The organism is Ureibacillus chungkukjangi (assembly GCF_044795995.1).
Lineage (GTDB): Bacteria > Bacillota > Bacilli > Bacillales_A > Planococcaceae > Ureibacillus > Ureibacillus chungkukjangi.
Window position 1 is genome coordinate 1,953,991 of sequence record NZ_CP085009.1, and the last position, 23,413, is coordinate 1,977,403.

Consider the following 23,413-nt stretch of genomic DNA (forward strand, 5'->3'; position numbering starts at 1 on the left):
GCTTCCTTCTATCAGTTCATAATATTATTTCTTCTTCCGGTGATATGCAGATACTTGCGTAACCCGTACATTCCGAGTATTTAATTCGTGGTAAATTCCTCTACTATCGGTAAATTCGATGTAGTGATCTCTTTCCTTTCGAATTAACGCCTCTGCTACTTCTTGAGATTCCACATGAATAAACCGTCTTACATAATGCTGCTCGTCAAAAAAATAAGTCACTTTAAATTCTTGCATGCGTTTTTCTCCTAAAGTTTCTTACTACTTAACATATCCAAGTGAAGAGGCACTATGAATAGAAAAACCAAGTTAAAAAGGATAAATCCTTCTAACTTGGCTTATCATTATGTTTCAATAAATTCTATATTTGGAACGTATTGTGACATATGCTTTTTAATTTCATCGTAAACACCCGTAGCATTGGGTAAACTGTCATTTGTTAGTTGGTACATCGGAATAATTTCGAAATCCTTCCAATTGGAAAATTTCACATAGGTTGGTAATAGCTTCGGATTTTTTACCTCGATTAAGGTATTTGCATTACCTACCTTATCATAAGTGATGGTTTTATTGACTTCTAATTCGAGAACTGCTCCAATTTGTCGATAAAGCTTATCTTGCGAAGAAAGGAAATTTCCTAATGAATGAATGACAAAGGTTTGATTTCCTTCGACACCGGTATACCACTTTGCTGGCTGTAATACATGTGGATGATGGGCGAAAATAATATGAACACCATTATCAGCGGCCAGCTGGGCAATTTTCTCCTGATACTCATTTTGGGAACGACTGTATTCATCCCCAATATGTAAATTTAAAACAACAAGATCAGAGATTTCTTTGGCCCGTTGAATGTCTTGAATCATTTTTTCTTCTTCAATATAGCTCACCAGATAATCTTTTCCATCTGGTACCTGTATACCATTTGTGCCATAAGTGTAGCCTAAAAAGGAAAAGGTGATATTATTGACAGTTAAAGTCTTAATTTGCTCTGCTTCCTCTTGACTTGTAGCTGCGCCGACATACTCGATACCTAACTCACGCCAATAGTTGGTTGCGTTTTGGATTGCTTGTTCTCCTCTATCCAATGTATGGTTATTGGCCATATTCACTACATCAACTCCAACAGCTTTTAAAATATCCGCTAATTCGTAAGGGCTGTTAAATTGAGGATAGCTTGAGATGCCAATTTCCTGTCCGCCAACAATACTTTCACTATTTGCAACTGTAATATCAGCTCTTTCTATGTATGGTTTCACTTTTGTAAACATTATAGAAAAATCGTATTGATTATTTCCAATATAAGCTTCTTTGTAAACTGGACTATGAGCTAAAATGTCACCAATTGCCGAGATGGTAGCAGAATAATATTCAGGCTCTTTCGGTTCAGGTTTATCTGCTTCCTCTATAGCTTTGGAGATATTATCTTCTTTGACAGTAGAGGTATCATCATTATCTACTTGATTTTGATTTTGATTTTGATTCGTGAAATTCTTATCAACACATGATACCAGTATCAACAAACCAATTAATAAAAAATACTTCTTAAGAATCGTCATTCACCACCTTTTCTGCTTCTTCTCTTTTAATATACATATTTTATCAAAGATTATACTTTTTACAATTATTTCTAGGGAAAAAGTAATCGTTCAAAAGTTGTAATGAGCTGAAGCATCTTTGGATTTTCAAAGGGATCTACATTTACGAATATTTCAGAAAACCCTTCTTCTCTCGCTAATTTTTCACGAAACTTTATTAATGCTGAACCTACACCATGACCACGAAATTCTTAATGAACAAATAGATCACTTAGCTTTGGAGCTACTCTTTCTTGTTTCTAATTGTGCAAAGGTTTTGAATATCATATTCATTTGATTTTCGAATATTAAATTCCATGAAGATACCTCATCTTTTCTCGGTTATTCAAACATCATTATCTTGGGATCTTTACTATAGCAATGCACAAGCATAGCATGTAACTGACCTCTATGATGGTAAATGTGTGCCATTATTTCTAATAGCCATTCATATCTTGTGTAAGTTATCCCCCAGTAGGCTGTTGTTTGTTCAATAAGCTCTTCATCTGACAAACCCGAGTAATTATCCTTTAATGCTTGAAAGCTTGTAAGAAGTACATCCTTTATTGACTGCAAAGTTGTGTAAGCATTTTCTGAATAAAATGCCGTCATTTGTGACTCTGTTGCCTCATTGGAATTTCGCCAATCAGCTTCACAAATGACTGCTAAATGAGTTAAGAGTTCACCAATAGATTGTTTGTTTGGTGTAGGTCTCTTTTGCAAATCTACGTCTTCTAACTTTTCTATCATTTGTACAATTGTATTAACCGCAATCTCGATTTGATGCAAAATACTTTTATAGTCCATAACACACCTTCAATTAAATAAATTTACAAATACTCAGTGGAAAAATCCATTCATTAGAATCATCTGAAAAATGACAGAAAGAAACGAGGTATTGTAATTAACGCCTCTCCTATAAGTACAAACAGCTCTGCTTTATCAAGGGATGGAGTCCGTTTATCGGCAGTGTTATGAAAGAGAGCACCTTCTCCTACAAAATCTCCTTGAACTGGCTGTACACCGTTTGAAAAGCGGATACTAATCGATTTACATTTTTTTAGATTTGGTGAATTCATTACTTGAAAATGAATATGTGGCTCAGAAGAATGTCCTGAATTCCCACATAATCCAATCACCTGTCCCTGTTTCAATTTATCGCCCTTTTTTACGTTTATAGAATTCTGTTTAAAATGTGCTAATAAGCTATATTCGTTATTTAAATGCTTTAAAATAACATAATTTCCAGCTGGCTCTGAAGCATTCATCACTCCTGGGATATTGTCAGCGACATGATTTACCACTTTCACTACTGTACCAGCATCAGGAGCAACAACCTCTTGATTGAATGCATAGAAATTTTCATTTTGCGATGTACTATCTTTGTAGGTTTGATGTTCCTTCATGATGACTAAATCATAAGCATATCTTTGCGATTTATAGGCGTAGTGATAATTGAGAAATTCGTTATTTCCACCCCAGAAAACAAACCATTCTTTGTTGATAGGCATATTATAGAAGTTTTTTGTATAACGTTTATCACTCTTAGGGAAGGTTAAATAGGGTTTTATTAATAAACGGTGAATAGTATTTGATGAATCAAAAGCAACACAGACAGCCTTTTTTCTATGATTATCTAGCCACAAATACTGTTGTATTAAGCCTAAAGAGGAGCTTTGCAGAAATTGATAGCTTCTTACTTTTCTATTGAAGCTTTGAACCATTTTTTTAAAGTCTGATAGTGTAATTAGCTGCTTAAACTCTATGCTGCATTGGTTATAGATTAATTCTGGATTTCCATGTAAAAAAACATGCCCAAAATTTTCTGGAGTTACAAAATCTAGTGAAGAGCTGCCCATCAATATCCCCCTTAAACCCTCATCTTTTTAACACTATTTTACCATTTTTTACTATCTGTTTCAAAGATGCTCTTAGGAAACTTCATGATAAACATCCCTTTAAATTAGAGGCTAGCTCTTCCTGATAAAATATAATTTCTTCAATAGAAACAGTTGCAAAATAAGGATGGAAGTTACTATTCGACAAAATACACTTATCAAAGATTAGATTTATTTTCAAACCTTTACTAGGAATAATTTTCTTTTTCTTTAAGTAAGTACTTAATGCCTCATACAAGCTATTAGTCCTTTCATATACATGCATTTCGATAGAGCTTTGTCCTGCAGTACTTCTCCACCAAACTTGAAAGGCTTTATAGATGTCATTATATTTATTGAAGCTTTCTGGAGTCTGTTCAAACAATCTATTATAGATCAACTCGTTTTCTTCATAAAAAATGACCAAATCGTGATCATTTTTCATAATCCTGTGCGATATCTCATCAAATAAGTCATTAAATTGCAATTCAAAATCTTTCTTAAATGAAATTTTCGATGGTATATAGGGATGCTTATAAAAATAATCCTCTTCAGTATTTTTTTGGTTGAGGTAAATATTTTGAATATAGATTAAAAAATTAAACGTATATGGGGGATCTAATGCTATTCCAAATGAATTGACCATAGTGGTACCTCCTATTTCCATGCCTTTTATGAAACAGTTCAAAATCAAATCTTTTAATTAATTGACTGACTTTTAAATGAATTCTTTATAATTATCGATATAGAATGCAACATATCCACAACTTGGGCATACTGCTGCCTTTGTTTTTTCGGAAACATTATTAAACAATCCTTTTTTCTTTTTAATTATTTTCACTCCATACAAGCCACCCTCGACATTTACTTCGCAATTTTTAATCAATTCACTTTGACAATGGTTACAATTCAAAATTATCCACCTTTCATTTCAAAATAATTGTTTTTCTGATATTGAAATAATCCAACTAATAATCCTGAAATACCAAAGACTTTATCTGGTTGTTCCACGATTTTCATTTTCCTAATTTCAATTTCTTTAAAATCCTGAAATATAGATCTTAATCTTTCTTCTGTGTATCCTAATCCCCCCTGTAGACTTCGTAATCTATAAACCTCCCAGTCAGAGATAGCAGATCCTCCTACTGCCCCACCCTGTTCAAAACAGCTGATAGCAAAATAACCATTTGGTTTTAATGCTTTTTTTACTAGCTCAAGATAACCAATTCTTCTGTGTGGTGCAATATGATGAAAGCAACCTGAGTCATATACGATGTCATAGCTGCTTTCAACAATATCTAAATCGAATATATTTTCATGTATAAAATTGACCTTCACATTCTGCTCAAAAGCACGTTCCTCAGCCCATTTTATAGATTCTTTTGATATATCAACTGCATCAACATGACAACCTTTATGAGCAAAATAAATTGCGTTTCTCCCAGGACCACAACCCAATTCCAGAACATCTCCTTGTTGAAATATCTCTTTTTCAAAGCATTCAACTAAATTTTCATCTGGAAAATTAACAAAAAACGGGATGCTTTTATTACGCTTTGAATAAAAGCTATCCCAAAAATCTGTTGGATCACGTAACAATGAATCGAGCATTTCCAGTAATTCTTCAAAATTATGAATAGTCTCCTTCACCCTAGTTCCTCCAATTTTGAATAGTCTAACCATATTTTACCTCATTTTTCCATTTTCTACTATATTTTAAGAAGTAAAGAAGTTCATAAAAAAAGATTTGCCTCAGCTAGAGAACAAACCTATTTCTGGTTAAAATCATCGGGAATTTGTGCTATTGAATAATTACCTGTCCATTTTTCAGTAGTAACTATCAATCTTTCACCTAGTTTCTCAAAAAAGAGCCCGCTACCATCTTTATTAGTAAATTTCCACCCACTTTGACTTACCTTATCCTTGATAATTTCATCAACTGCCATTTGATTCTGGCTGTTAATAATGAACCATTCATAACCTTTTTCAGCGGTTAGCGATACAATGGGGCTACTTGAGCTATTCAATATATTAAGCACTTCTCTTTTACTTACATTTTCGATTGGGAGTGGTGGATAGTAAAATTTATTGGAGTATACAAAGATTGCAATAATTAAAATCAACAAACAGTGAATAAATGATTTTTTTGTCAATAAAACAACCTCCAACTAAACAATTAACCTAATAAATCTTTCAAAGCTTTTTCAAGGGTTGGGAAACTAAATTCAAATCCTTCTTTGAGCAGAACTTTAGGTAATACTTTTTGTCCCTCAAGGACTAGTTTACTTTTTTGTCCAAGTGCCACTTTCATAAGTAAAGATGGTGCTGGAAACCAATGAGGACGACTTAAAACTACTCCAATTGTTTTACCGAAATCCCTCATATTTACAGGGTTTGGCGATGTAATATTCACAGGTCCATTCAAGTTATTGTTTTTCACAGCAAACGCTATTGCTCTTACTACATCTGCTACATGAATCCAAGAAACCCACTGTTTACCTGATCCAACTGTCCCCCCGGCAAATAGCTTATATGGTAAAACCATTAATGGAAGTGCACCACCGTCATCACCGAGTACCACCCCAAAACGCATAAAGACTGTTCTCGTCCCATACTGACCCACTAGTTTCGCTTTTTTCTCCCAATCATCTACAGTCCTACCTAGAAAATCGTTAGGTGTGTAAATGGAAGCTTCAGTATATTCATTATCTAATGAGACTGGATAAATTCCGATGGCACTAGCATTGATAAAAACAGCTGGCTTTTTGGGTAATTTGCTGATGATTCTGAGTAACTCGTCCGTAGCCTCCATCCGACTATCATATATCTGCTTTTGGTGCTTTTCTGACCATCTGCCATCGTTTATGGAGACCCCAGCTAAGTTGATAAAAACATCTATATTTTCTAACTCTTTCTCAGGTGTAGCCCCATTGTTCAGCCATTTTACATATGAAACATCTTTTGCTGTAGATTTTTCCTTTCTTGTTAGGATACTCACTTCATGTCCTTCACTAATAAAAAGATTAGATAGTTTATTGCCAATAAAACCAGAGCCGCCAGCAATAACGATTTTCATTAGATCACCCCTTTATAAGAACTTAATTATGATAAGATAGTTTCTAATCACAATTTTAAGCGTTAAATTCATTTGTATATATTTTAACAGATGGAAATAAATTCTATATTAACCTATACTTATATTAGATTTTTAAAATTCTGTCAATCTATTTTTTTATAACGAAGGAGAAGACAATGTCGATAGCTACTACAATTATAAGAATCACAGAAAGAGCTGCTTTGATTAAAAGCTTTGAGATTATGAAAGAATTACGAACAGATCTAACACTTGAATCGTATCTTGAATTATATGAAGTTATGGAGCAAGAGGGCTACGAGCTATATGCACTATATAATGATAGAGAAATTCAAGCATTAGCAGGAGTTGCTATTAAAACAAATTTCTATAACAAAAAGCATCTATGGGTATATGATTTAGTAACAAGCTCTGCATCTAGATCATCTGGCTATGGTAAAGAGTTGATGCTATTTTTATCTGATTATGCTTCAGAGAATAATTGTGTGTATATTGCATTGGAGTCAGGTCTTCAGAGATTGGATGCACATAGATTTTATGAGGGGAAATTTGCATTTGAAAAGTTTTGTTATTCTTTCCGAAAAAGTTTATAAATAAAGTGAAAGACATAACAGAGTGGCTTTTGAACCCACCCATTGTTATGTCTTCTTAATTTTGTATTGCGTATTATCATGTAAGCTAATTAGACTTTGCTACTAATTGAATCTTATTTCAGTGCTTTGGAATATAACAGGAAAATTTACTGTTAAATTTGAAAATCTCCTTATTTTACTCAAAATAAAGGAAATTTTTTCTGTTATAATGCCAAAATCCTTTTATTTTACCTAATTTTGAGCAGTTAGCCAGAATATTTCCCCATATTTCAACCTTTTTAGCTCTGTAATCTAAAATAACCGAAATATTTCCTTTTATTTCTTTTGCAACTTCCACGAAGACTACGCTCAATACTAGAAACCAATCAATAGTCCGCTCACTTAAGCTATTTAATCTGTAAGATACGGCCAGTCACAAATTGTAACCATGCATATACCCCGCTCTTAACTGTCTGACCAACCGCCGAGTCCTTGCTAGGGTCTAGACATACAAAATCAATATGCAAAACATCCGGATGCTTTCCGATTTCTAGCAAACTATCAAACAGTTCAATCGTTGTCATACCGCCTGGAGTGGATGCCGGTACACCTGGTGCTACCGATATATCAAGCACATCCATATCAATTGTTACGTAGATGCGATCGACCTTTGAGGACAAACGCACGAGTGCTTCTTGGATAGTATTGATCAACCCAGCTTTTCGTGCATTCTTTAAAGTAACCATTTGAATATTATGTTCGTTCGCATAGTCAATCAGCGGCTTTGCATTAAAGTAGCCATGTAAACCGATATTGATGACGTTTTCCCCTTTAACAATATTCCCATCAATTAATTGCCGTATTGGTGTACCATTTGCAGGACCCAATTCTTTTGGATCTCTTACATCAAGATGTGTATCAAGCTGAAGGATTCCTATGGTTTCCTCTTTAAAAGCTTCTTTAATGCCGCGAACTGCACATGCTGTTGTTGAATGGTCACCGCCAATCATACAGGTTGTTGTGTTAGGAAAGTGTTCTACTAAATATTGAGTTGACTTTTGAATTCTTTGATGAGATAAAAGAATATCAGTCGTATGCATCAATACGTCTCCAGCATCAGCTACTTTGTATGGAGATAAGTCAACAGTTTCGTCCAAATTATACGTAGCGAAACCTTTCCAGCCTCGTCGAAACTCTGATGGGTATAAGGAAGCTCCTGACACACTAATCGATGATCTAGAAATAGGGGCACCGTAAAGAATCATATCAGGTAAAGTTTTTATATTATTTAGCTGATGCACCCACTGATGTACATAAACAGGGGCACTTCCATCTGAAGAATAATTCCAAGTCCACTCTGGTACTTGCAGCCAATGCTCACTCATATTACACGACCTTTACACCTTTTTTCCATACGGCTTTCACATGATTTACACCAAATAAATATTGCAGCTCCTGATAGCTTTTCGTATTCCAAATTACGAAATCAGCTTGTTTGCCGACTTCTAAAGAGCCCACTTGATTCTGCCGATTGATGGCACAAGCCGCGTTATAAGTAGCTGCTGTCAAGCTTTCGGCCGGAGTAAGACGCATAGAAATACAAGCTAAGTTCATAACAAGTGGCATGGATGTTGTTGGTGATGAGCCTGGATTGCAATCTGTCGAAATCGCTACAGGTACACCTAAGTCGATCATTTTTCTTCCTTGGGCTGCTTCTTCTCGTAAATACAAGGCAGTTGCTGGAAGTAGACACGCGATTGTTCCAGATTTGGCCATCGCTTTGATTCCTTCCTCTGACGCTTTTAGTAAATGCTCTGCAGAAATGGCTCCGATTTTTGCAGCTAACTCTGCTCCTCCATACGGCTCGATTTCATCTGCATGAATTTTCGGGATTAGTCCTAATCGTTTCCCTGCCTCTAAAATCTGCTCAGATTGTTCTGGTGTATAAACACCCTTTTCACAAAATACATCGTTAAACTCTGCCAGATTTTCCTCAGCTATTAACGGTAGCATGTCTTCAATCAAATGTTTCACAAACTCATCTTCACGTCCCTTATATTCAGGTGGAACGGCATGTGCTCCCATAAAAGTCGGAACGATGTCTATCATATGCTGCTCCTGTAGCTTTTTCATCACTCGCAATTGCTTGAGCTCTGTTTCAAGATTCATCCCATACCCACTTTTTCCTTCGATAGTGGTTACACCATGTGCTAGAAAGGAATCGAGACGCCGTGTTGTTTGCTCGATAAGCTCAGTTTCTGTTGCTTCTCTTGTGAAACGAGCTGTCGCATGAATTCCTCCACCAGCATTCATAATGTCCATATAGGTAGCACCCTGCAGCCGCATTTCAAATTCATGCTCCCGGCTTCCCCCATATACGACATGTGTATGAGGATCGACTAAACCGGGAGTGACTAAATGGTCTGTAGCATTAATAATCTCGGCTAAATGCAGCTTATCTGAATAGCGTTTTTCAAGCTCCTCCGTTGTCCCGACAGCTTGAATGATTCCAGCCTCTATCCATAAGCTACCATCCTCTATTAAACCTAAATCTGACATCGCCTCTTTAGCTCGTGGTCCTGATACTTCTGAAGCAAGTGTTGCCAATTGTTTTGCATGCTTTATCCAAATAGGCTTAGTCATTAGTGATCGGCTCCTTTATCAAGCATTGGCATCTTGATCCCTTTTTCACGAGCAGTTTTCTTTGCGAGATCATAGCCTGCATCCGCATGACGGACCACACCCATTCCTGGATCTGTTGTTAATACGCGCTCAATACGTACCTCCGCTTCCTTCGTACCATCCGCAACAATCACTACTCCGGCATGTAAGGAGTAGCCCATTCCTACCCCGCCACCGTGATGTACTGAAACCCATGTAGCACCACCAACTGCATTTAACATGGCATTTAAGATTGGCCAATCTGCTACAACATCTGACCCGTCCTTCATCGCTTCTGTTTCACGATTAGGTGAAGCTACAGATCCAGAATCTAAATGGTCCCGACCGATTACGATAGGTGCTTTTAATTCACCACTTGCTACCATATCATTTATAATTTTTCCAAAACGAGCCCGTTCGCCATATCCTAACCAACAAATGCGCGAAGGAAGGCCTTGGAATTGTATTTTTTCTTGTGCCATACGTATCCAGTTACATAAATGCTCGTTGTCACTAAATTCACGTAAAATCGCTTCATCTGTTTTATAAATATCCTCTGGATCACCTGACAACGCTACCCAACGGAATGGTCCTTTTCCTTCACAAAATTGTGGACGAATAAAGGCTGGAACAAATCCAGGGAAATCGAATGCATTTTCTACGCCTTCATCTTTAGCTACTTGGCGAATATTGTTCCCATAGTCAAAGGTAATGGCTCCTTTATCCATCATTTCAAGCATTGCTTTTACATGGGTTGCCATAGCTGCTTTCGAAAGCTTTACGTATTGTTGCGGGTTCGAGCTTCGTAAATCTGCTGCGACTTCAAGTGACATCCCTGAAGGAACATAACCATTCAGTGGATCATGGGCAGAGGTTTGATCTGTTAATACATCCGGAATGAAGTTTCTTGCAATCATTTCAGGTAGAATATCGGAGGCATTTCCTAATAAACCAATAGATAATGCCTTCCCATCCTTCTTCGCTTCTTCAGCCAACTGAATCGCTTCATCTAACTTATAAGCCTTTACATCTGTGTAGCGAGTTTCTATTCGGCGGTCAATTCTTGTTTCATCAACCTCGATTGCAATACACACGCCACCATTCATTGTTACAGCAAGTGGCTGAGCACCACCCATTCCACCTAGACCAGCAGTAACAGTGACTGTACCTTTAAGAGAATTGTTGAAATGCTGCTTCGCTAACTCCGCAAATGTTTCATAAGTACCCTGGACGATTCCTTGTGAGCCAATATAGATCCAGCTCCCTGCTGTCATTTGTCCATACATCATCAAGCCTTTTTTATCAAGCTCATGGAAGGTTTCCCAGTTTGCATAAGCAGGAACAATATTAGAATTTGCTAGTAGCACACGTGGAGCATCAGTATGTGTTCTAAAAATTGCAACTGGTTTCCCTGATTGTACAAGAAGCGTTTCATCACTTTCTAGCTCTTTAAGTGATTTGACAATCGCATCAAAAGACTCCCAGTTTCGCGCAGCTTTGCCAATTCCACCATAAACAACTAAATCCTCTGGTCTTTCAGCTACATCTGGATCTAGATTATTCATCAGCATACGGAGCACGGCCTCTTGCTGCCAGCCCTTTGTATTTAGTTTTGTACCTTCTAAACGTGTAATTTTATTGTTTGTTTCAGCTTGCATAGTTATTAACCTCCTAGTTAGGATCCTTAAATCCTATAATGATGACGCCTTATATTTGTTTCCCTTACGAATCTATTTGCCAATGAATTTATCTCTAAGTTAAAGCTTTATATTTATTAAATTGAAAGCTACCAACCTTTAACCAGTCATTCATGGCCTCGATATCCTTGGAAAATACACGATCTGCATTAATATATGAAACAATTTTTCTAGCATTCTCTAATAATTCCTTTGTTGCTTTAGCCATCTTATCTTTCCCTCGTATTTCTGCAGCCTGTATAGCGCAAATGGCTTCAATTGCTAACACTCGACGGGTATTCGTAATAACTAAATACGCGTGTCTTGCTCCAATCGTCCCCATACTGACATGATCCTCTTGGTTCGCTGAAGAAGGGATAGAGTCAACACTTGCTGGATGTGCCAAGGTTTTATTTTCAGATACAAGTGATGCAGCAACATACTGCATTATCATTGCACCTGATTGTAAGCCTGGTTCTGGACTTAAGAACGGTGGCAAATCATTTAGTTGCGGATTTACAAGTCGTTCTATCCGGCGCTCTGATATATTTGCTAATTCGCTCATTGCAATAGCTAGAAAATCCATAGCAAATGCAATCGGTTGACCGTGAAAATTACCACCTGATAAGACTTTCTCACCGTTATCAAAAATTAATGGATTATCAGTAGCTGCATTCATTTCGATTTCTAATTTTTCTTTTACATAGTTTAATGCCTGCCATGTAGCACCATGTACTTGTGGAATACAACGAATTGAATAGGCATCCTGTACACGAAGCTCTCCTTGTCTAGTTATTAAAGTGCTATCTGACAAGTAGCCTCGAATACGTTCTGCCACTTCTACTTGTTCTTTATAGCCGCGTGCTAAATGAATATCTTCGTCAAATGCATCAATAATCCCCCGTAATCCTTCCATAGTGACGGACGCAATTAGCTCGGATTGGTATGCTAATTTTTCTGCCTCCATGTAAGCAACTACTCCCATTGCCGTCATCGCTTGGGTACCATTAATAAGAGCCAAGCCCTCTTTTGCTGTTAATGTTATTGGGGAGATTGCTTCTTTCTTTAATGCATGTATTGCTGGTGTTTTCACGCCTTTATAGAAGACTTCTCCTTCACCAATCAGCACTAATGCCAAATGGGAAAGCGGGGCTAAATCTCCACTTGCACCAAGTGAACCCTGCTGAGGAATTATAGGATGTATCCCAGCGTTTAATAGCTCTAGCAATCTCTCAATCACAATAGGACGAACCCCGGAAAAGCCCTTTAATAAGGCATTTGCCCGAAGGAGAAGCATCGCACGTGATACGACCTCTGGAAAAGGCTCTCCTACACCGCAAGCATGTGAACGAATTAAATTTAGCTGCAGTGCTTCAACGTGATTTTTGTCGATAAGCACATCACTAAATTTCCCAAAACCTGTTGTAATACCGTAGACTATTCTTTCTTCCGAAACGATTTTTTCGACAGCTTTCCGACTTTCTTGGACCTTTTTCATGCTGTCCTCAGAATAAATTACTTTTTCTTCTTCAAATAAAACTTTTTGTACGTCTGTAAAAGTAAGTGACTGACCGTTTAATGTAACCATCTAGGTGTCTCCCTTCAAATTCCTTCAGTGAAATAAAAGCTCAATAGAAAAGGGGCTATATCAAAAAAATCACTAAAAATGATTTCTTGATATAGCCCCCTATTTACTAAATACTATGGGCTTATTATATGTGATTAATGCCTAAGCCAATTGTTTCATGCTCAGATCCTTTTACTGGTGCTCCAATTGTTCCGTATAAGGATACAGCAACCCATTCTCCCTCTTGCTCATTTTCATATGGATTTCCACGTAAAACCGCAAAAGATAAACCGACTGTTCTTAATACAGATCCTATTTGCACCTGACCTCTCGTAATCCCGCTCAAGGCTTCTATTATCGCATGGTACAATGCGTGGGATTCTCGGTAAAGGTCCGGATTTATAACACCATTTTTCTTGGCTGCCGTTTCAATTGCTGCTACTACCTTATGTGCATCCATCGATCCAACTTTTCCTGTACAGCTCTTCCAATTCAACTGCTCTAGCATATCCAGTTGATCTTTTGGATTCTCAGAAAGCAAAAGTAAGATAGCGTTTTTACCAATACGACGATCTTTACTTAATGCCATATTAACAACTCATTTCATCTTTCAAAATCAAGTAGAATAACTAACTGAATACTCTAATGTCTATTAACTAATTTAATTGTAAACGCTTCAAAATTGAGTGTCAACGTAATTTTTGTAAATTTAGCAAAAATTAGATAATTAAGCCCTCTGTAGGTTATAACTTATTTTAGTAAATTCTTCTTTAGATTACGATTACTATTTTATAGGAATCGTAATCGGTTCGATTGAATATGGGTCAAATGTAGTAGCTAGTTGTCCCTCACTTGTTATCATTTTATAAACATTTACCGTCGGAGTTATTATTAAAGCTGTTGCTTGCTTGTCTAAATTTTTAATAGTAATTCGAGGTTCACTTCTCATTCTTTCAAAATCTGTACTATGCCCCACTCCATTATATTGAACCAAATCATAGGAATTTCCCAAATTATCAGTCACCTGATAGTCGAATCCAATACTTCGCCATTTCTCGTCCTCTTTAGCTACCATTCTCACGTCGACTTTTTCAGATAAATAAATTGTTGTAGAAATAGGTGTCTCCGTCATTTGTATTGCATTTATTTCTATACCATTAACTTCTGTTTTTAGATCTTCTTTTGCTAGCTCTCGTTTCTTGCTTTCAAGTGCAGTTATCTTAAATTTAAAATTCCAGTCGCCTGATGTTGAATTATTAGCATTATTTAAATCAACAATTTCACCTGCTTCTAATGTTATAAGAAGCTCCTCTGGTCTTGGGTTCCGTAACAATTCATATATATAAATGACAGCGTATTCGTTATCATTTAATTTTTCTACTATATAGTGGGTGGAGTAGTAACCATTTTTGATTGTATTTTTAAGCTCTTCGGCAATTAGATTAATCGAAAGTGCAGGTCTTTCTCCCAAATCCTTTTCACTTCTCAGGGTGTAAGCAATCGTTATGTTCTCTCCATCATATACAGCATCTGTGACTGTTACTTCCACTCCATTACTTTCACGCGTTATACCTATAGTAGAAGAATGGTCATTATATTTTTCAAACATAGAATCATTGTCATCATTAAATAGTTCAAATACATTCCCGATAATTGGAATGTTTGCTGCAAAGGCTGGGAATCCCATACCAATTGTAATAGTTGAGGCAACCAAGAAAGTAGCTGCTGCCACAAAGTCTCTTGTATAATGATTTTTCTTTTTTTCCTTTAATATATTTCGTTTAATTCGCTCTTTTTCAATTTCGCTGACTTCCATGGGTTCTATTTCAAATCCTATATTTAAGCGGTTTAATTGTTTATATACCTTTTTCATGTCAAAATCCCTCCTAAATACATCTGATGTAGCCGTTTCTTTCCGCGATATAACCGATTATCAATAGCAGCCTTAGTCATTCCAAGATGCAATGCAATCTCATCATTCTTCATATTAAGAAAGTATTTCATAGTAAAGATATATCGATCTAATTGGTCCAATTTACTCATCATTATTAGCAGCTCTTTTGTAGAAGTCTTTATCAAAAATTCTTCCTCAGCAGATTTTACAGGGTTACTCGTACCATCCAATTCAGATGGCTGTGGTACCTTGTGTAATTTTCTTTGTATGTCAATTGCTTTAAATTTAGCTATTGTACAAATCCACTTTCTAAAATCCTCTTCATTTCCCTTGAATTGCTTGGCATTTTCATAAGCTCCCATAAAAGTATCACTGATACATTCTTCAATAATTTGAGGATCATTATAATTTTTCAGACTATTATGTATCACGGCTTTTACTAGGCCAGCATAATTTTCTAGAATAAAATCTAATGCCTCTTCTCTTCCTTTCTTTAAATGCTTTATAAAATTCTCACTTGTAATTATCATACAAACACCCTTTCTTAAGCTGTAAATCCTTTACACTTAATACATCGCTTAAAGAAGACTTTATTCTCATAAAAAAATTTAATATGTATAATGATAATTCCATTTTAATTTAAAAAAGGAATTTAAAGTTAAAATAAAAATCCTACTCAATTTTGTAAACGTAACAAAATGAGTAGGAAACATTTTTAATAAGGAATCAATTCAATCACTTTACTAGCCATATATATAGCTTCTCCAAATATAAATTCGTTCTTTTACTCCTTCCCACAGTGATAGCATCTTTTATCCATATCCTGGTCGCCATACATTCGAAGCTCTTTCTCATCACCACAATTACTACATATGTCAAATTCTATTTGAGGTATAATTCCAGCTTCAGCTTGTGGTATCCATTCTTTTTCGTAAACGCTTTTACTCATTCCATAGTCGATGAATGTTAGCTTTCCATTCGAATTCAATCCGTAATTACCACTATCCTTCAAGTCAAAGCTATCGAACTCTGAATCTAATAGTTGTATGATTTTGTGATAGGCTTCTGGAATGTAATTTGCATGCTTTTGAGTGTCAATTTCGTAGCTCTGGTTATTTTCTAATTCTAAAGGGCGGTAAAACCTTTGTATGGAAATTGAGTTATTTACATAAAAGGGCTGGGCAAATAAATGATTATAGCCTCTTTCTTTCATATGGACATATTTTTCAACTTCTCTTATTGATTGTTTATAGCCAATTGGATGTATATGTACTTTAATCACATAATCATTTACTTTATAGGCTTTTCGAGTTGAACCGATTCCAATAAAATTTTCAGGTATACAAAATTCTTTCCATCGTGCAATTAGTTCATGAATCAATTCAACTCAGCTCCTTATCATATTATCATTTGTAAATATTATACATTTTTTGATAGTTTATAAAATAAAACCGCGAAATCCTCTTAGGACTTCGCGGTAATTACTCAGCACTTTATTCATTGACTGTTAAAGTTTCATTGAAAAATTTTGATAGTACTTCTTGATTTTTAGGGAAATCTAATTCCAGTACCGCTCCAGCATGAGGTGTTTCTTTATTGGTGTATCCGTCAGTTACGGGAATTCTAAGGGTGTCGATTTCTTCACTTGGATGAAGAAAAATATTCGAACATAATGTAAACATTTGGCTGAAGGTTAAATCTGTTTCCACATTATTTACGACCATATCCACAAAGTCAGGTATATGTGTAACACCGTCTAAAGAGCTAATTTTTTCATTGATCTCGTTCTTTAATTGGAGTAAGACCTCCTGCTGACGATTGACCCGACCAAAATCACTTAAATCATCATGACGAAATCTGACATATTTCAGAAGATCCTCCCCATGAAGAATATTCTCACCAACCTCCATGTCAAAATTCATGTCATTAATCATTTCTGAGCTAACATTTACTTTTAAACCATCCGGAACCAGTGTATCTATCATGGTAGCAAATCCATGAAAGTCGACTGTGATCGTATAATCAATATTTACACCAAAATTATTTTGAAGTGTTTCTTTTAAAAGCTCTTCCCCACCTAAAAAGTGAGAAAGATTTAATTTTCCATACTTTTGTTTATATCCAGGGATTTCAACATAAGAATCCCTCATCACTGAGGCAACCTTTATTGTTCGATTCTCAGCAGAATATTGCACAATCATAATACTATCAGCTCGCGATTCTTCTTCATCTCTTGAATCTACACCTACGACAAGAAAATGTATCGGCTTATCCATTAATTTATTCTTAAAAAAGTCTAAAGGATTATTGACTTTATGCTCCGTAGACTTTTTATATTGTTCACCAGACTGTTCTAAAGGAGATTGTTGACAACTAATTAACAAGAAAACACTAACTAAAATGAAAAAATGCCAGACTAACCTTTTCACTTAACCCACTCCTTTATGGAATTAGGTTTAGTGTGAACTTTATTCGTGTTATTATGCTATTTTTCGCTTTCAAGTTGTTTAAAATAGACTAATTAAGTGCACTCTAATTTGTTAACATAGCAAAATAGCCATAACCTCTCCTTAAATTTACATAGTTTAACCTACTTCCCAAAATTTTGAATAATGGTTATTCAAAATAGGCTGGAATATGGTAAATTAGGAAAGGAGGGTAAAATATGGATACGAATAGTTGGAAAGATAAAGGTTTTCTTTGGGATTATAAGGTTTATATCGTCATTGCTTTGATGGGTATTTGTGCAGCTCTGCCTCATATTCTTGAAGCGTTTTTAGAAAACAAAGAAGGCAATCTGATTGTTTCCTTTCGTGAAGCACCTACGGATTTAATATTGGTCATCTCAATTATATTAATCCTAATCAGCTGGATTTTCAGGAAAAAGAAAGCACTATTAATAAGCTGTGTAACGATCTTAATCATCGCTAACACATTGTTACTACAAACTTTCACGATAGTGAATAAGGAAGGTATTGAACGTAGAAGCTTCAATTTTACCAAAAACGAGTATTTTAAATGGAGCGAGATTGATGAAATTCACTTCTCATCAAAACTGGCAAAAGACATACGTCCAAAAAAATATGGTATCAACAATAAATCTAAAGAACCACTTGTAACAACAGTCGTTCCCTCTTTAGAGATTAAAAAGTTGAATGAGGCAACTACATATAATGGATTTACTACGGCTGAATTATTAAATTTGAAGGAATGGTTGAAGGTTCAAAGCCAACCTAAAACATATATACAGCCTATTCCAGAGGACTATCAAGATTACTTTCTTAAAATGAGGCATGATAATCTTGTTTTGATGAATCAGCTATTTGAAATTGACGTTGAATTTAATGATAAAGCTATATTAATAAATTAAAGCTGCTCCTATAAAGATTGAAGCTTGATTTGAAGATTACCGCCAAATCAAGCTTTTGCTACTATATATTATTTACTCAATACTTCTTTAATAGCCTCTGCTAAAGCATCTGCCGTTCGAAATGTCTCTTCGAATGTATTTTCCATGCCACCAATAGAGACTAATACAGAGTTGTCTTGTAAATCTTGATTGTAAGTGTTTCTTGGGTTTACTCCTCTTTCAATTACACCAAAGGATAAACCCGGATATAGGTCTTCTAGTTTGTCATGAAGTTTCAATGCAAATGCTTTATTTATTTCATAATTATCAGCTGTTTTCGATACATACATCCATATCTTTGCATATTCTGTCCCTGCAATAGTCGTAGTGGAGTCATCTTTTTTATTTGACTCCCTGTGTATGTCCAATACAACTTCAATGCTATCATGTTCAGTTAACGCTTTTTGTAAGACTTCTCCTGATACTGTATAGGCATCGTTAAAAGTTAATCCTCTTTCGCTCAAAATCTTACTATAATCTGTATCATCATGAATTGCGCTAATATTACGTTCTTCTAATGCATTACTCAATTCCTTCCCCACCAATGTAACATTCGTTGTATCACTAAAGGGTACCCTATCCTCATCTCCCTGCAGTTCTGGATAATATGCTTCAACATTATGTGTTTGGTAAATAAACACTAACGGTTCTTTTTCATCTAAGGCAAGTGATGGAATACCTTCTGCTCCAATTGTATTTGTAAGATTCATAACGGTTTCCTTGCCATTTAAAAGGAAAAGCCAAGAAAAAGCTAATGCAAATAGGAAAATACCACTTGTTGCTACAGTGAGTTTTCTAACTCTTGTAGTTTTTCTCATACTTCTAGCCTTTTGTCTAAGCAAATTTTCTGTTGATATTATAAATTCTTTTTTTGGATTTTGAGGGTGACTGTCTTTTATCATGTTAATAATTTCTTTTTCATTTTGCATTGGACAAAACCTCTTTTCCATCCAAATCTAGTTTTCTTTTCAAATCCTTTAAAGCTCTGTGATAATCGACTTTCACTTTGGCTTCACTACATTGCAGAATTTCTGCCGTTTCTTTCACTGAAAACTCATTGATTCCGCGAAGAATAACAGCTGCTCGGTGATTCGGTTTAAGCTTGGAGATAGCTTCATGTACATAGTGCTCTAATTCAGTTTTCTCGTACTCTTCATCAGGCTTTTTCTCCTTTGACTCGAGCTTAGAGAAAAAACCTTCCTTAAAAATCGTTGAAAATTTCTTCTTTCTGTAATGGTCAAGAGCAACATGCTTCGCGATAGAAAATATCCATGTTTTAAAATTACTATCAGTTTTAAAGTTTGGTAAGCTTTTTAACACCCGAATGAATACTTCTTGTGTTAAATCCTCTGCATCGTTTTGATTTCCTGAAAAGCAAACAAGAAATCGATACACATCTAGATAATGCTGATTATAAATTTCCACTATGCTACCTTCTAAGTCTCGTAAATCAACCAACCATTTCCCCCCTTTAGTATGTAGTCACTTATTATTCGTTTGAGATTGATAAATGGTTACAGAAATTTATATATGATCAAAAGAATTACAGGGTGTTCATTTAAAAACAAAATAAAAAGGAGATATACATCTCCTTACATAACATACTGTTTAGTTATTCAGCTGCATTTTCAAGAATCGAGAAAGTCCTATCGACACAATCGATCTCTGCCATAGCACCATAAGGTAAGATAAACTTTGGTTCTGTATGGCCAAAATTTAGGTTATAAAGAATTGGTAAATGCTCTAAATTATATTCCTTCGTGACTTTTCGGATTTCGATTTTATACTCCTCGTAATACTGCTCATCCTGTGGCTTTCCAAAAATAATACCCTTTGCTCTTTGAAGAATACCTTGAGCCGCATAATTTCGTAGCCAATAACGAATATAATCTGGTGCTGGTTTTTCTTCAGAGGTTTCAAAGAATAGGATACTATTTTCCCAGTGTATGCTCTCTGGCCAAAGTACAGTTCCTTTAGCCATCTCAAGAACCTCCATACAGCCGCCAATCAGGCGTCCTTGTACGATATCAGAGCCTTGAAGTAACTCATTACCAGCGTTTAGTTTCAAAGTTCGTCTCTTATTCTTATTGGATTCAATCCATTCTAAACGTTCACTTGTCCATTCTTTCGCTGGTTGAATTTCTCCCATTATTTCATTAGAAAAGAGCGTCCGGTTCACCATTTCAATTGTATATGGATCCATCTCTACATTTTCAGCAAAATCAGTTAGTATGGCTGGACCGTAAAAGGAAGAAATGCCTGCTTTATGGCAAATTAAATGAGAAATGGTTACATCAGAGTACCCCATAAAAATCTTCGGATTGTTATGTATCACCTCAAAGTCAATATATGGAAGTAAACGAATACTATCTTCTCCACCAATATTGGCAATAATCCCTTTTATATTTTCATCCTTAAATGCAGTCATCAAATCCTCAGCACGAGCCTGTGGGTTATTGTATAGATAGTCTCCACCTTTTAAACTATTTGGCATTGGGATAACGTTTAACCCAAATACCTCTTCCAATCTCTTTACACCTTGCTCATATCTCCATCTAAGTTCTGGTTCACCTGCTCCTCCCCAAGAAGGACTCACGGTTGCTACACTATCTCCAGGCTGTAACTTTTTTGGTTTAATTAACATCTAATCTCCCCCCAAAAAACTCTATTATCTATGTATTTTTACCTGTAAAATAACGATTCTCTTAGATTTTAATTTCTATAGAATGTTTTAAAATCCTTCTTTTTTTGAAGAAACTATACTCATTCAAAAAGAAAAAGCCCATTCATCGGAAAGGGGCTGGTTCGTATATTTACTTGGACAGACATGTTTATTAATTATAAAAGCCCAATTCGAGCAGCTGAATTGGGCGAATTTATTATTGATTTTAATCTTTGTGTTCTCTAAATTTCTTTGGTGAACAGCCAACTAAATTAGCAAAAGTTTTATAAAATTGACTAGGGCTTGAAAAGCCAACCTCATAACTAATTTCAGTTATCGTTTTATTAGAAATAGTTAATAGCTCTTTGGCCTTTTTGATTTTGATAATCATTACGTATTGATGTGGAGTAAAACCAGTTGCCAACTTAAAGCTTCTGATAAAGTGATATTTGCTTTGTTGTGCTATACCGGCTAGTGTTTCTACTGAAATATCATCTGAATAATGTGAATGGATATAGTCTAATACGTGATTAAAATGATTATCTGAGACAAGTTGTAAAGGTTCTTTGATATTATGACTACCTCTTAAAAGAGCAGAAAAATATTGAAAAATACTAATCTCCAAGTCATCCATAAAAGAACTTTGATAATCTTCTTTCAAAATATAATGAGTAAACCACTGTTTCATTTGCAATTTTACATCATTACTAAAAATTTGTTGATCCTCATAAAAATTAACCTCTTCTTTCAGGGCTTTCTCATCACATAACCAATTATTAAAACCCTCTCGATTTAAGCCTAAAATTACTAATGAACTACTATCTGAATTGAATTCATGAGAGTGTGTGGAATTTGGATTAGCAACTATGGCATTTCCACTGCTTAAAACCTTTTCCTTTTGGTTAAGGGTAGCAATAGTATTTCCGTTAAATGGAATTGAAATCTGATAACAGTCCTGATGTGAATGAGCGGGATCATTCCAACTTGAGTGACCATCAAATTGGAAAATTTGTACGTTTGGTAGTTTTAAATGTAATCCCATTTTTTTCACCTCTGCTTTATCATCTATATTTCTTAATTTATTGTAGCTTAAATTGCTGAATATTTCAGCAATTTGTACGATGTAGTTCCCCTTTTTCATTTTTATACTAGAAATAGTTGAACAAATACATGTAAGCATTTTTAGGGGGAACACGCATGAATAAACTGTATAACGATTCTCGATTTCGATTGATCATCTTTGCAAATATTGCCTCATCTATTGGCTCAGGTATAACAATGATTGCTATCCCATGGCTCTTAGTATCGAGTGAAAATGGAAATAAACTATTTGGATACGTCACAATAGGCATGACTATCCTAAGCTTTTTAATTACACCTTATATCGGAGCCCTAATAGATAAAATATCACGTAAAAGATTATTGATATTTAGTAAATTAATTAGCCTATCTGTTTTGTTAATTTTCACTTTCATTGGGTTCATAGCTAATCACTATGAAATATGGCATTATATAATCATTTATTTGATAGGAAATCTGTATTACACCCTTTTTTACCCAACCATGTTTGCTTTAAATCAGGAAATTTTTAATAGAGAACAGTATAAGGCTCTTAATGGAACAATGGAGGTACAAGGACAGCTTTCCAGCATGATTGCCGGTGCAGCAGCAAGTATCTTATTGATTAAGTGGGATTTGCAATTTATCTTATTACTTGATGTATTCACCTATGCGCTGGCAATCTATTTTTATTTAAAATTACCTTATGCGAAAACTACTAAACGAAAAATCGGAAATGAAAAGGCAATAAAAGCATCAGAGGGTTTAACCTTTATGCTTAAAAGAACTTCAATGCTCATATTTTTATCCGCTTCGCTAATGCCCTACATTGGCGTAATGATTACAAATTATTTGTTCCCAGTATATTTGTCTGATGTGTTAAAGACCGATGGAAATATATATGGAATTCAAGGTATGATTTACGGTTTGGGTGCCATTTTTGCAGGTATATTGGTTCCTATCGTAGCTAGAAAATTAGGAGACGAAAAGACAATTGTCTACGGTGTCTTAACATACACATTAGCAATCTCGTTAATTATTTACGCGAATATACCAGCATACTTATCTTTAATGTTTTTTATAGCTTTAGGTAATAGTGGAGCAAGAGTGGCCAGGAACTCCTTCTTGATGGATAATATCCCGAATGAAATAATCGGTAGAATTGATAGCCTATTCCGAACGATTGGGCTACTTTTGAGAATTATATTGTTAGCTATATTTGCAGGTTTAGTTTCTTCTGGTCTGATAATGTTGTGCTTTACTGTTTTGGCCGGACTTTTACTTATCGCTTCTATAACTGTAATTTTGTCTTGGAAAAAGGGGCTCATCTATAGAACAAATGCATAAAATTTAATCATATTCATG

At 35.3% G+C, this 23,413-nt stretch carries 25 protein-coding genes and 1 pseudogene; 3 read left to right on the top strand and 23 right to left on the bottom strand.

All coding sequences use genetic code 11. The features are described from left to right. Positions 1–24: 24 nt before the first annotated feature. The 9 genes and pseudogenes from LG296_RS09630 to LG296_RS09670 all read right to left on the bottom strand — a co-directional run bounded on the left by LG296_RS09630 (position 25) and on the right by LG296_RS09670 (position 6,530). Positions 25–237: a hypothetical protein gene (locus tag LG296_RS09630; RefSeq protein ID WP_107936412.1), complete on the bottom strand. Its 213-nt coding sequence runs from the start codon at positions 235–237 to the stop codon at positions 25–27. Between the two features lie 107 nt (positions 238–344). Next, on the bottom strand, positions 345–1,559 hold the full coding sequence (locus LG296_RS09635; protein ID WP_107936413.1) for a CapA family protein: 1,215 nt from the start codon (positions 1,557–1,559) through the stop codon (positions 345–347). A 71-nt stretch (positions 1,560–1,630) separates the two neighbouring features. Next, positions 1,631–1,777, bottom strand: a pseudogene (locus LG296_RS09640) (hypothetical protein); the annotation flags it as partial. A gap of 142 nt (positions 1,778–1,919) precedes the next feature. Continuing rightward, a complete protein-coding gene (locus tag LG296_RS09645; RefSeq protein WP_107936415.1) occupies positions 1,920–2,384 on the bottom strand; it encodes a DinB family protein in 465 nt (154 codons plus the stop codon). A 59-nt stretch (positions 2,385–2,443) separates the two neighbouring features. Next, the gene (locus LG296_RS09650; protein ID WP_107936417.1) at positions 2,444–3,436 is read right to left on the bottom strand and encodes a M23 family metallopeptidase; all 993 of its coding nucleotides are present in this window, start codon (positions 3,434–3,436) and stop codon (positions 2,444–2,446) included. Positions 3,437–3,518: 82 nt separating this feature from the next. Then, positions 3,519–4,100: a hypothetical protein gene (locus LG296_RS09655; RefSeq protein ID WP_107936425.1), complete on the bottom strand. Its 582-nt coding sequence runs from the start codon at positions 4,098–4,100 to the stop codon at positions 3,519–3,521. A 269-nt stretch (positions 4,101–4,369) separates the two neighbouring features. After that, entirely contained in the window at positions 4,370–5,104 is a 735-nt protein-coding gene (locus tag LG296_RS09660; RefSeq protein WP_107936429.1) for a class I SAM-dependent methyltransferase, read from the bottom strand. Between the two features lie 119 nt (positions 5,105–5,223). Then, positions 5,224–5,607, bottom strand: coding sequence for a hypothetical protein (locus tag LG296_RS09665; protein WP_107936430.1), 384 nt, complete (start codon positions 5,605–5,607; stop codon positions 5,224–5,226). Positions 5,608–5,630: 23 nt separating this feature from the next. Further along, positions 5,631–6,530: a TIGR01777 family oxidoreductase gene (locus tag LG296_RS09670; protein WP_107936432.1), complete on the bottom strand. Its 900-nt coding sequence runs from the start codon at positions 6,528–6,530 to the stop codon at positions 5,631–5,633. A 176-nt stretch (positions 6,531–6,706) separates the two neighbouring features. On the opposite strand from LG296_RS09670, the gene LG296_RS09675 reads away from it, so the two are divergent. After that, on the top strand, positions 6,707–7,141 hold the full coding sequence (locus LG296_RS09675; protein ID WP_107936435.1) for a GNAT family N-acetyltransferase: 435 nt from the start codon (positions 6,707–6,709) through the stop codon (positions 7,139–7,141). A gap of 175 nt (positions 7,142–7,316) precedes the next feature. Here LG296_RS09675 and LG296_RS09680 read toward each other — a convergent pair whose 3' ends face one another. The 10 genes from LG296_RS09680 to LG296_RS09725 all read right to left on the bottom strand — a co-directional run bounded on the left by LG296_RS09680 (position 7,317) and on the right by LG296_RS09725 (position 17,347). Beyond that, positions 7,317–7,478 carry a hypothetical protein gene (locus LG296_RS09680; RefSeq protein ID WP_181418054.1) on the bottom strand — a complete coding sequence of 54 codons (162 nt, stop codon included), beginning with the start codon at positions 7,476–7,478 and terminating at the stop codon, positions 7,317–7,319. Between the two features lie 49 nt (positions 7,479–7,527). Further along, positions 7,528–8,505: an agmatinase family protein gene (locus LG296_RS09685; RefSeq protein WP_107936437.1), complete on the bottom strand. Its 978-nt coding sequence runs from the start codon at positions 8,503–8,505 to the stop codon at positions 7,528–7,530. Between the two features lies 1 nt (position 8,506). Then, positions 8,507–9,763 carry an imidazolonepropionase gene (gene hutI / locus LG296_RS09690; RefSeq protein WP_107936439.1) on the bottom strand — a complete coding sequence of 419 codons (1,257 nt, stop codon included), beginning with the start codon at positions 9,761–9,763 and terminating at the stop codon, positions 8,507–8,509. Further along, positions 9,763–11,439, bottom strand: coding sequence for a urocanate hydratase (gene hutU, locus LG296_RS09695; RefSeq protein ID WP_107936441.1), 1,677 nt, complete (start codon positions 11,437–11,439; stop codon positions 9,763–9,765). The genes hutI and hutU overlap by 1 nt, the downstream gene beginning before the upstream one ends. 94 nt (positions 11,440–11,533) lie before the next feature. Then, on the bottom strand, positions 11,534–13,045 hold the full coding sequence (hutH, locus tag LG296_RS09700; RefSeq protein WP_107936443.1) for a histidine ammonia-lyase: 1,512 nt from the start codon (positions 13,043–13,045) through the stop codon (positions 11,534–11,536). A 124-nt stretch (positions 13,046–13,169) separates the two neighbouring features. Then, positions 13,170–13,613 (bottom strand): hut operon transcriptional regulator HutP, encoded by a 444-nt coding sequence (gene hutP, locus LG296_RS09705; protein ID WP_107936445.1) that lies wholly within the window; start codon positions 13,611–13,613, stop codon positions 13,170–13,172. A gap of 195 nt (positions 13,614–13,808) precedes the next feature. After that, complete coding sequence (locus LG296_RS09710) at positions 13,809–14,897, bottom strand: DUF4179 domain-containing protein (protein ID WP_107936447.1); 1,089 nt, start codon at positions 14,895–14,897, stop codon at positions 13,809–13,811. Next, positions 14,894–15,448, bottom strand: a complete 555-nt coding sequence (locus tag LG296_RS09715) for a sigma-70 family RNA polymerase sigma factor (protein WP_107936449.1) — start codon at positions 15,446–15,448, stop codon at positions 14,894–14,896. Before LG296_RS09715 ends, LG296_RS09710 begins: the two co-directional genes overlap by 4 nt. A gap of 254 nt (positions 15,449–15,702) precedes the next feature. Then, entirely contained in the window at positions 15,703–16,299 is a 597-nt protein-coding gene (locus LG296_RS09720; RefSeq protein ID WP_107936451.1) for a protein kinase, read from the bottom strand. 112 nt (positions 16,300–16,411) lie between these two features. Next, positions 16,412–17,347 carry an LCP family protein gene (locus LG296_RS09725; protein WP_251399063.1) on the bottom strand — a complete coding sequence of 312 codons (936 nt, stop codon included), beginning with the start codon at positions 17,345–17,347 and terminating at the stop codon, positions 16,412–16,414. Positions 17,348–17,583: 236 nt separating this feature from the next. On the opposite strand from LG296_RS09725, the gene LG296_RS09730 reads away from it, so the two are divergent. Beyond that, positions 17,584–18,288, top strand: a complete 705-nt coding sequence (locus tag LG296_RS09730) for a hypothetical protein (RefSeq protein ID WP_107936953.1) — start codon at positions 17,584–17,586, stop codon at positions 18,286–18,288. 68 nt (positions 18,289–18,356) lie between these two features. On the opposite strand, the gene spoIIP is transcribed toward LG296_RS09730, so the two are convergent. The 4 genes from spoIIP to LG296_RS09750 form a co-directional block, all read right to left on the bottom strand. Next, positions 18,357–19,256: a stage II sporulation protein P gene (spoIIP, locus tag LG296_RS09735; protein ID WP_107936955.1), complete on the bottom strand. Its 900-nt coding sequence runs from the start codon at positions 19,254–19,256 to the stop codon at positions 18,357–18,359. Continuing rightward, complete coding sequence (locus tag LG296_RS09740; RefSeq protein ID WP_107936957.1) at positions 19,246–19,785, bottom strand: RNA polymerase sigma factor; 540 nt, start codon at positions 19,783–19,785, stop codon at positions 19,246–19,248. Before LG296_RS09740 ends, spoIIP begins: the two co-directional genes overlap by 11 nt. A 154-nt stretch (positions 19,786–19,939) precedes the next feature. After that, a complete protein-coding gene (locus tag LG296_RS09745) occupies positions 19,940–20,971 on the bottom strand; it encodes a S66 peptidase family protein (protein WP_107936959.1) in 1,032 nt (343 codons plus the stop codon). Between the two features lie 244 nt (positions 20,972–21,215). Beyond that, positions 21,216–22,130 carry an AraC family transcriptional regulator gene (locus LG296_RS09750; protein WP_181418098.1) on the bottom strand — a complete coding sequence of 305 codons (915 nt, stop codon included), beginning with the start codon at positions 22,128–22,130 and terminating at the stop codon, positions 21,216–21,218. A gap of 56 nt (positions 22,131–22,186) precedes the next feature. Here LG296_RS09750 and LG296_RS09755 point away from each other — a divergent pair, with 56 nt between their 5' ends. Next, positions 22,187–23,395, top strand: coding sequence for an MFS transporter (locus tag LG296_RS09755; protein ID WP_107936963.1), 1,209 nt, complete (start codon positions 22,187–22,189; stop codon positions 23,393–23,395). Positions 23,396–23,413: the final 18 nt, after the last annotated feature.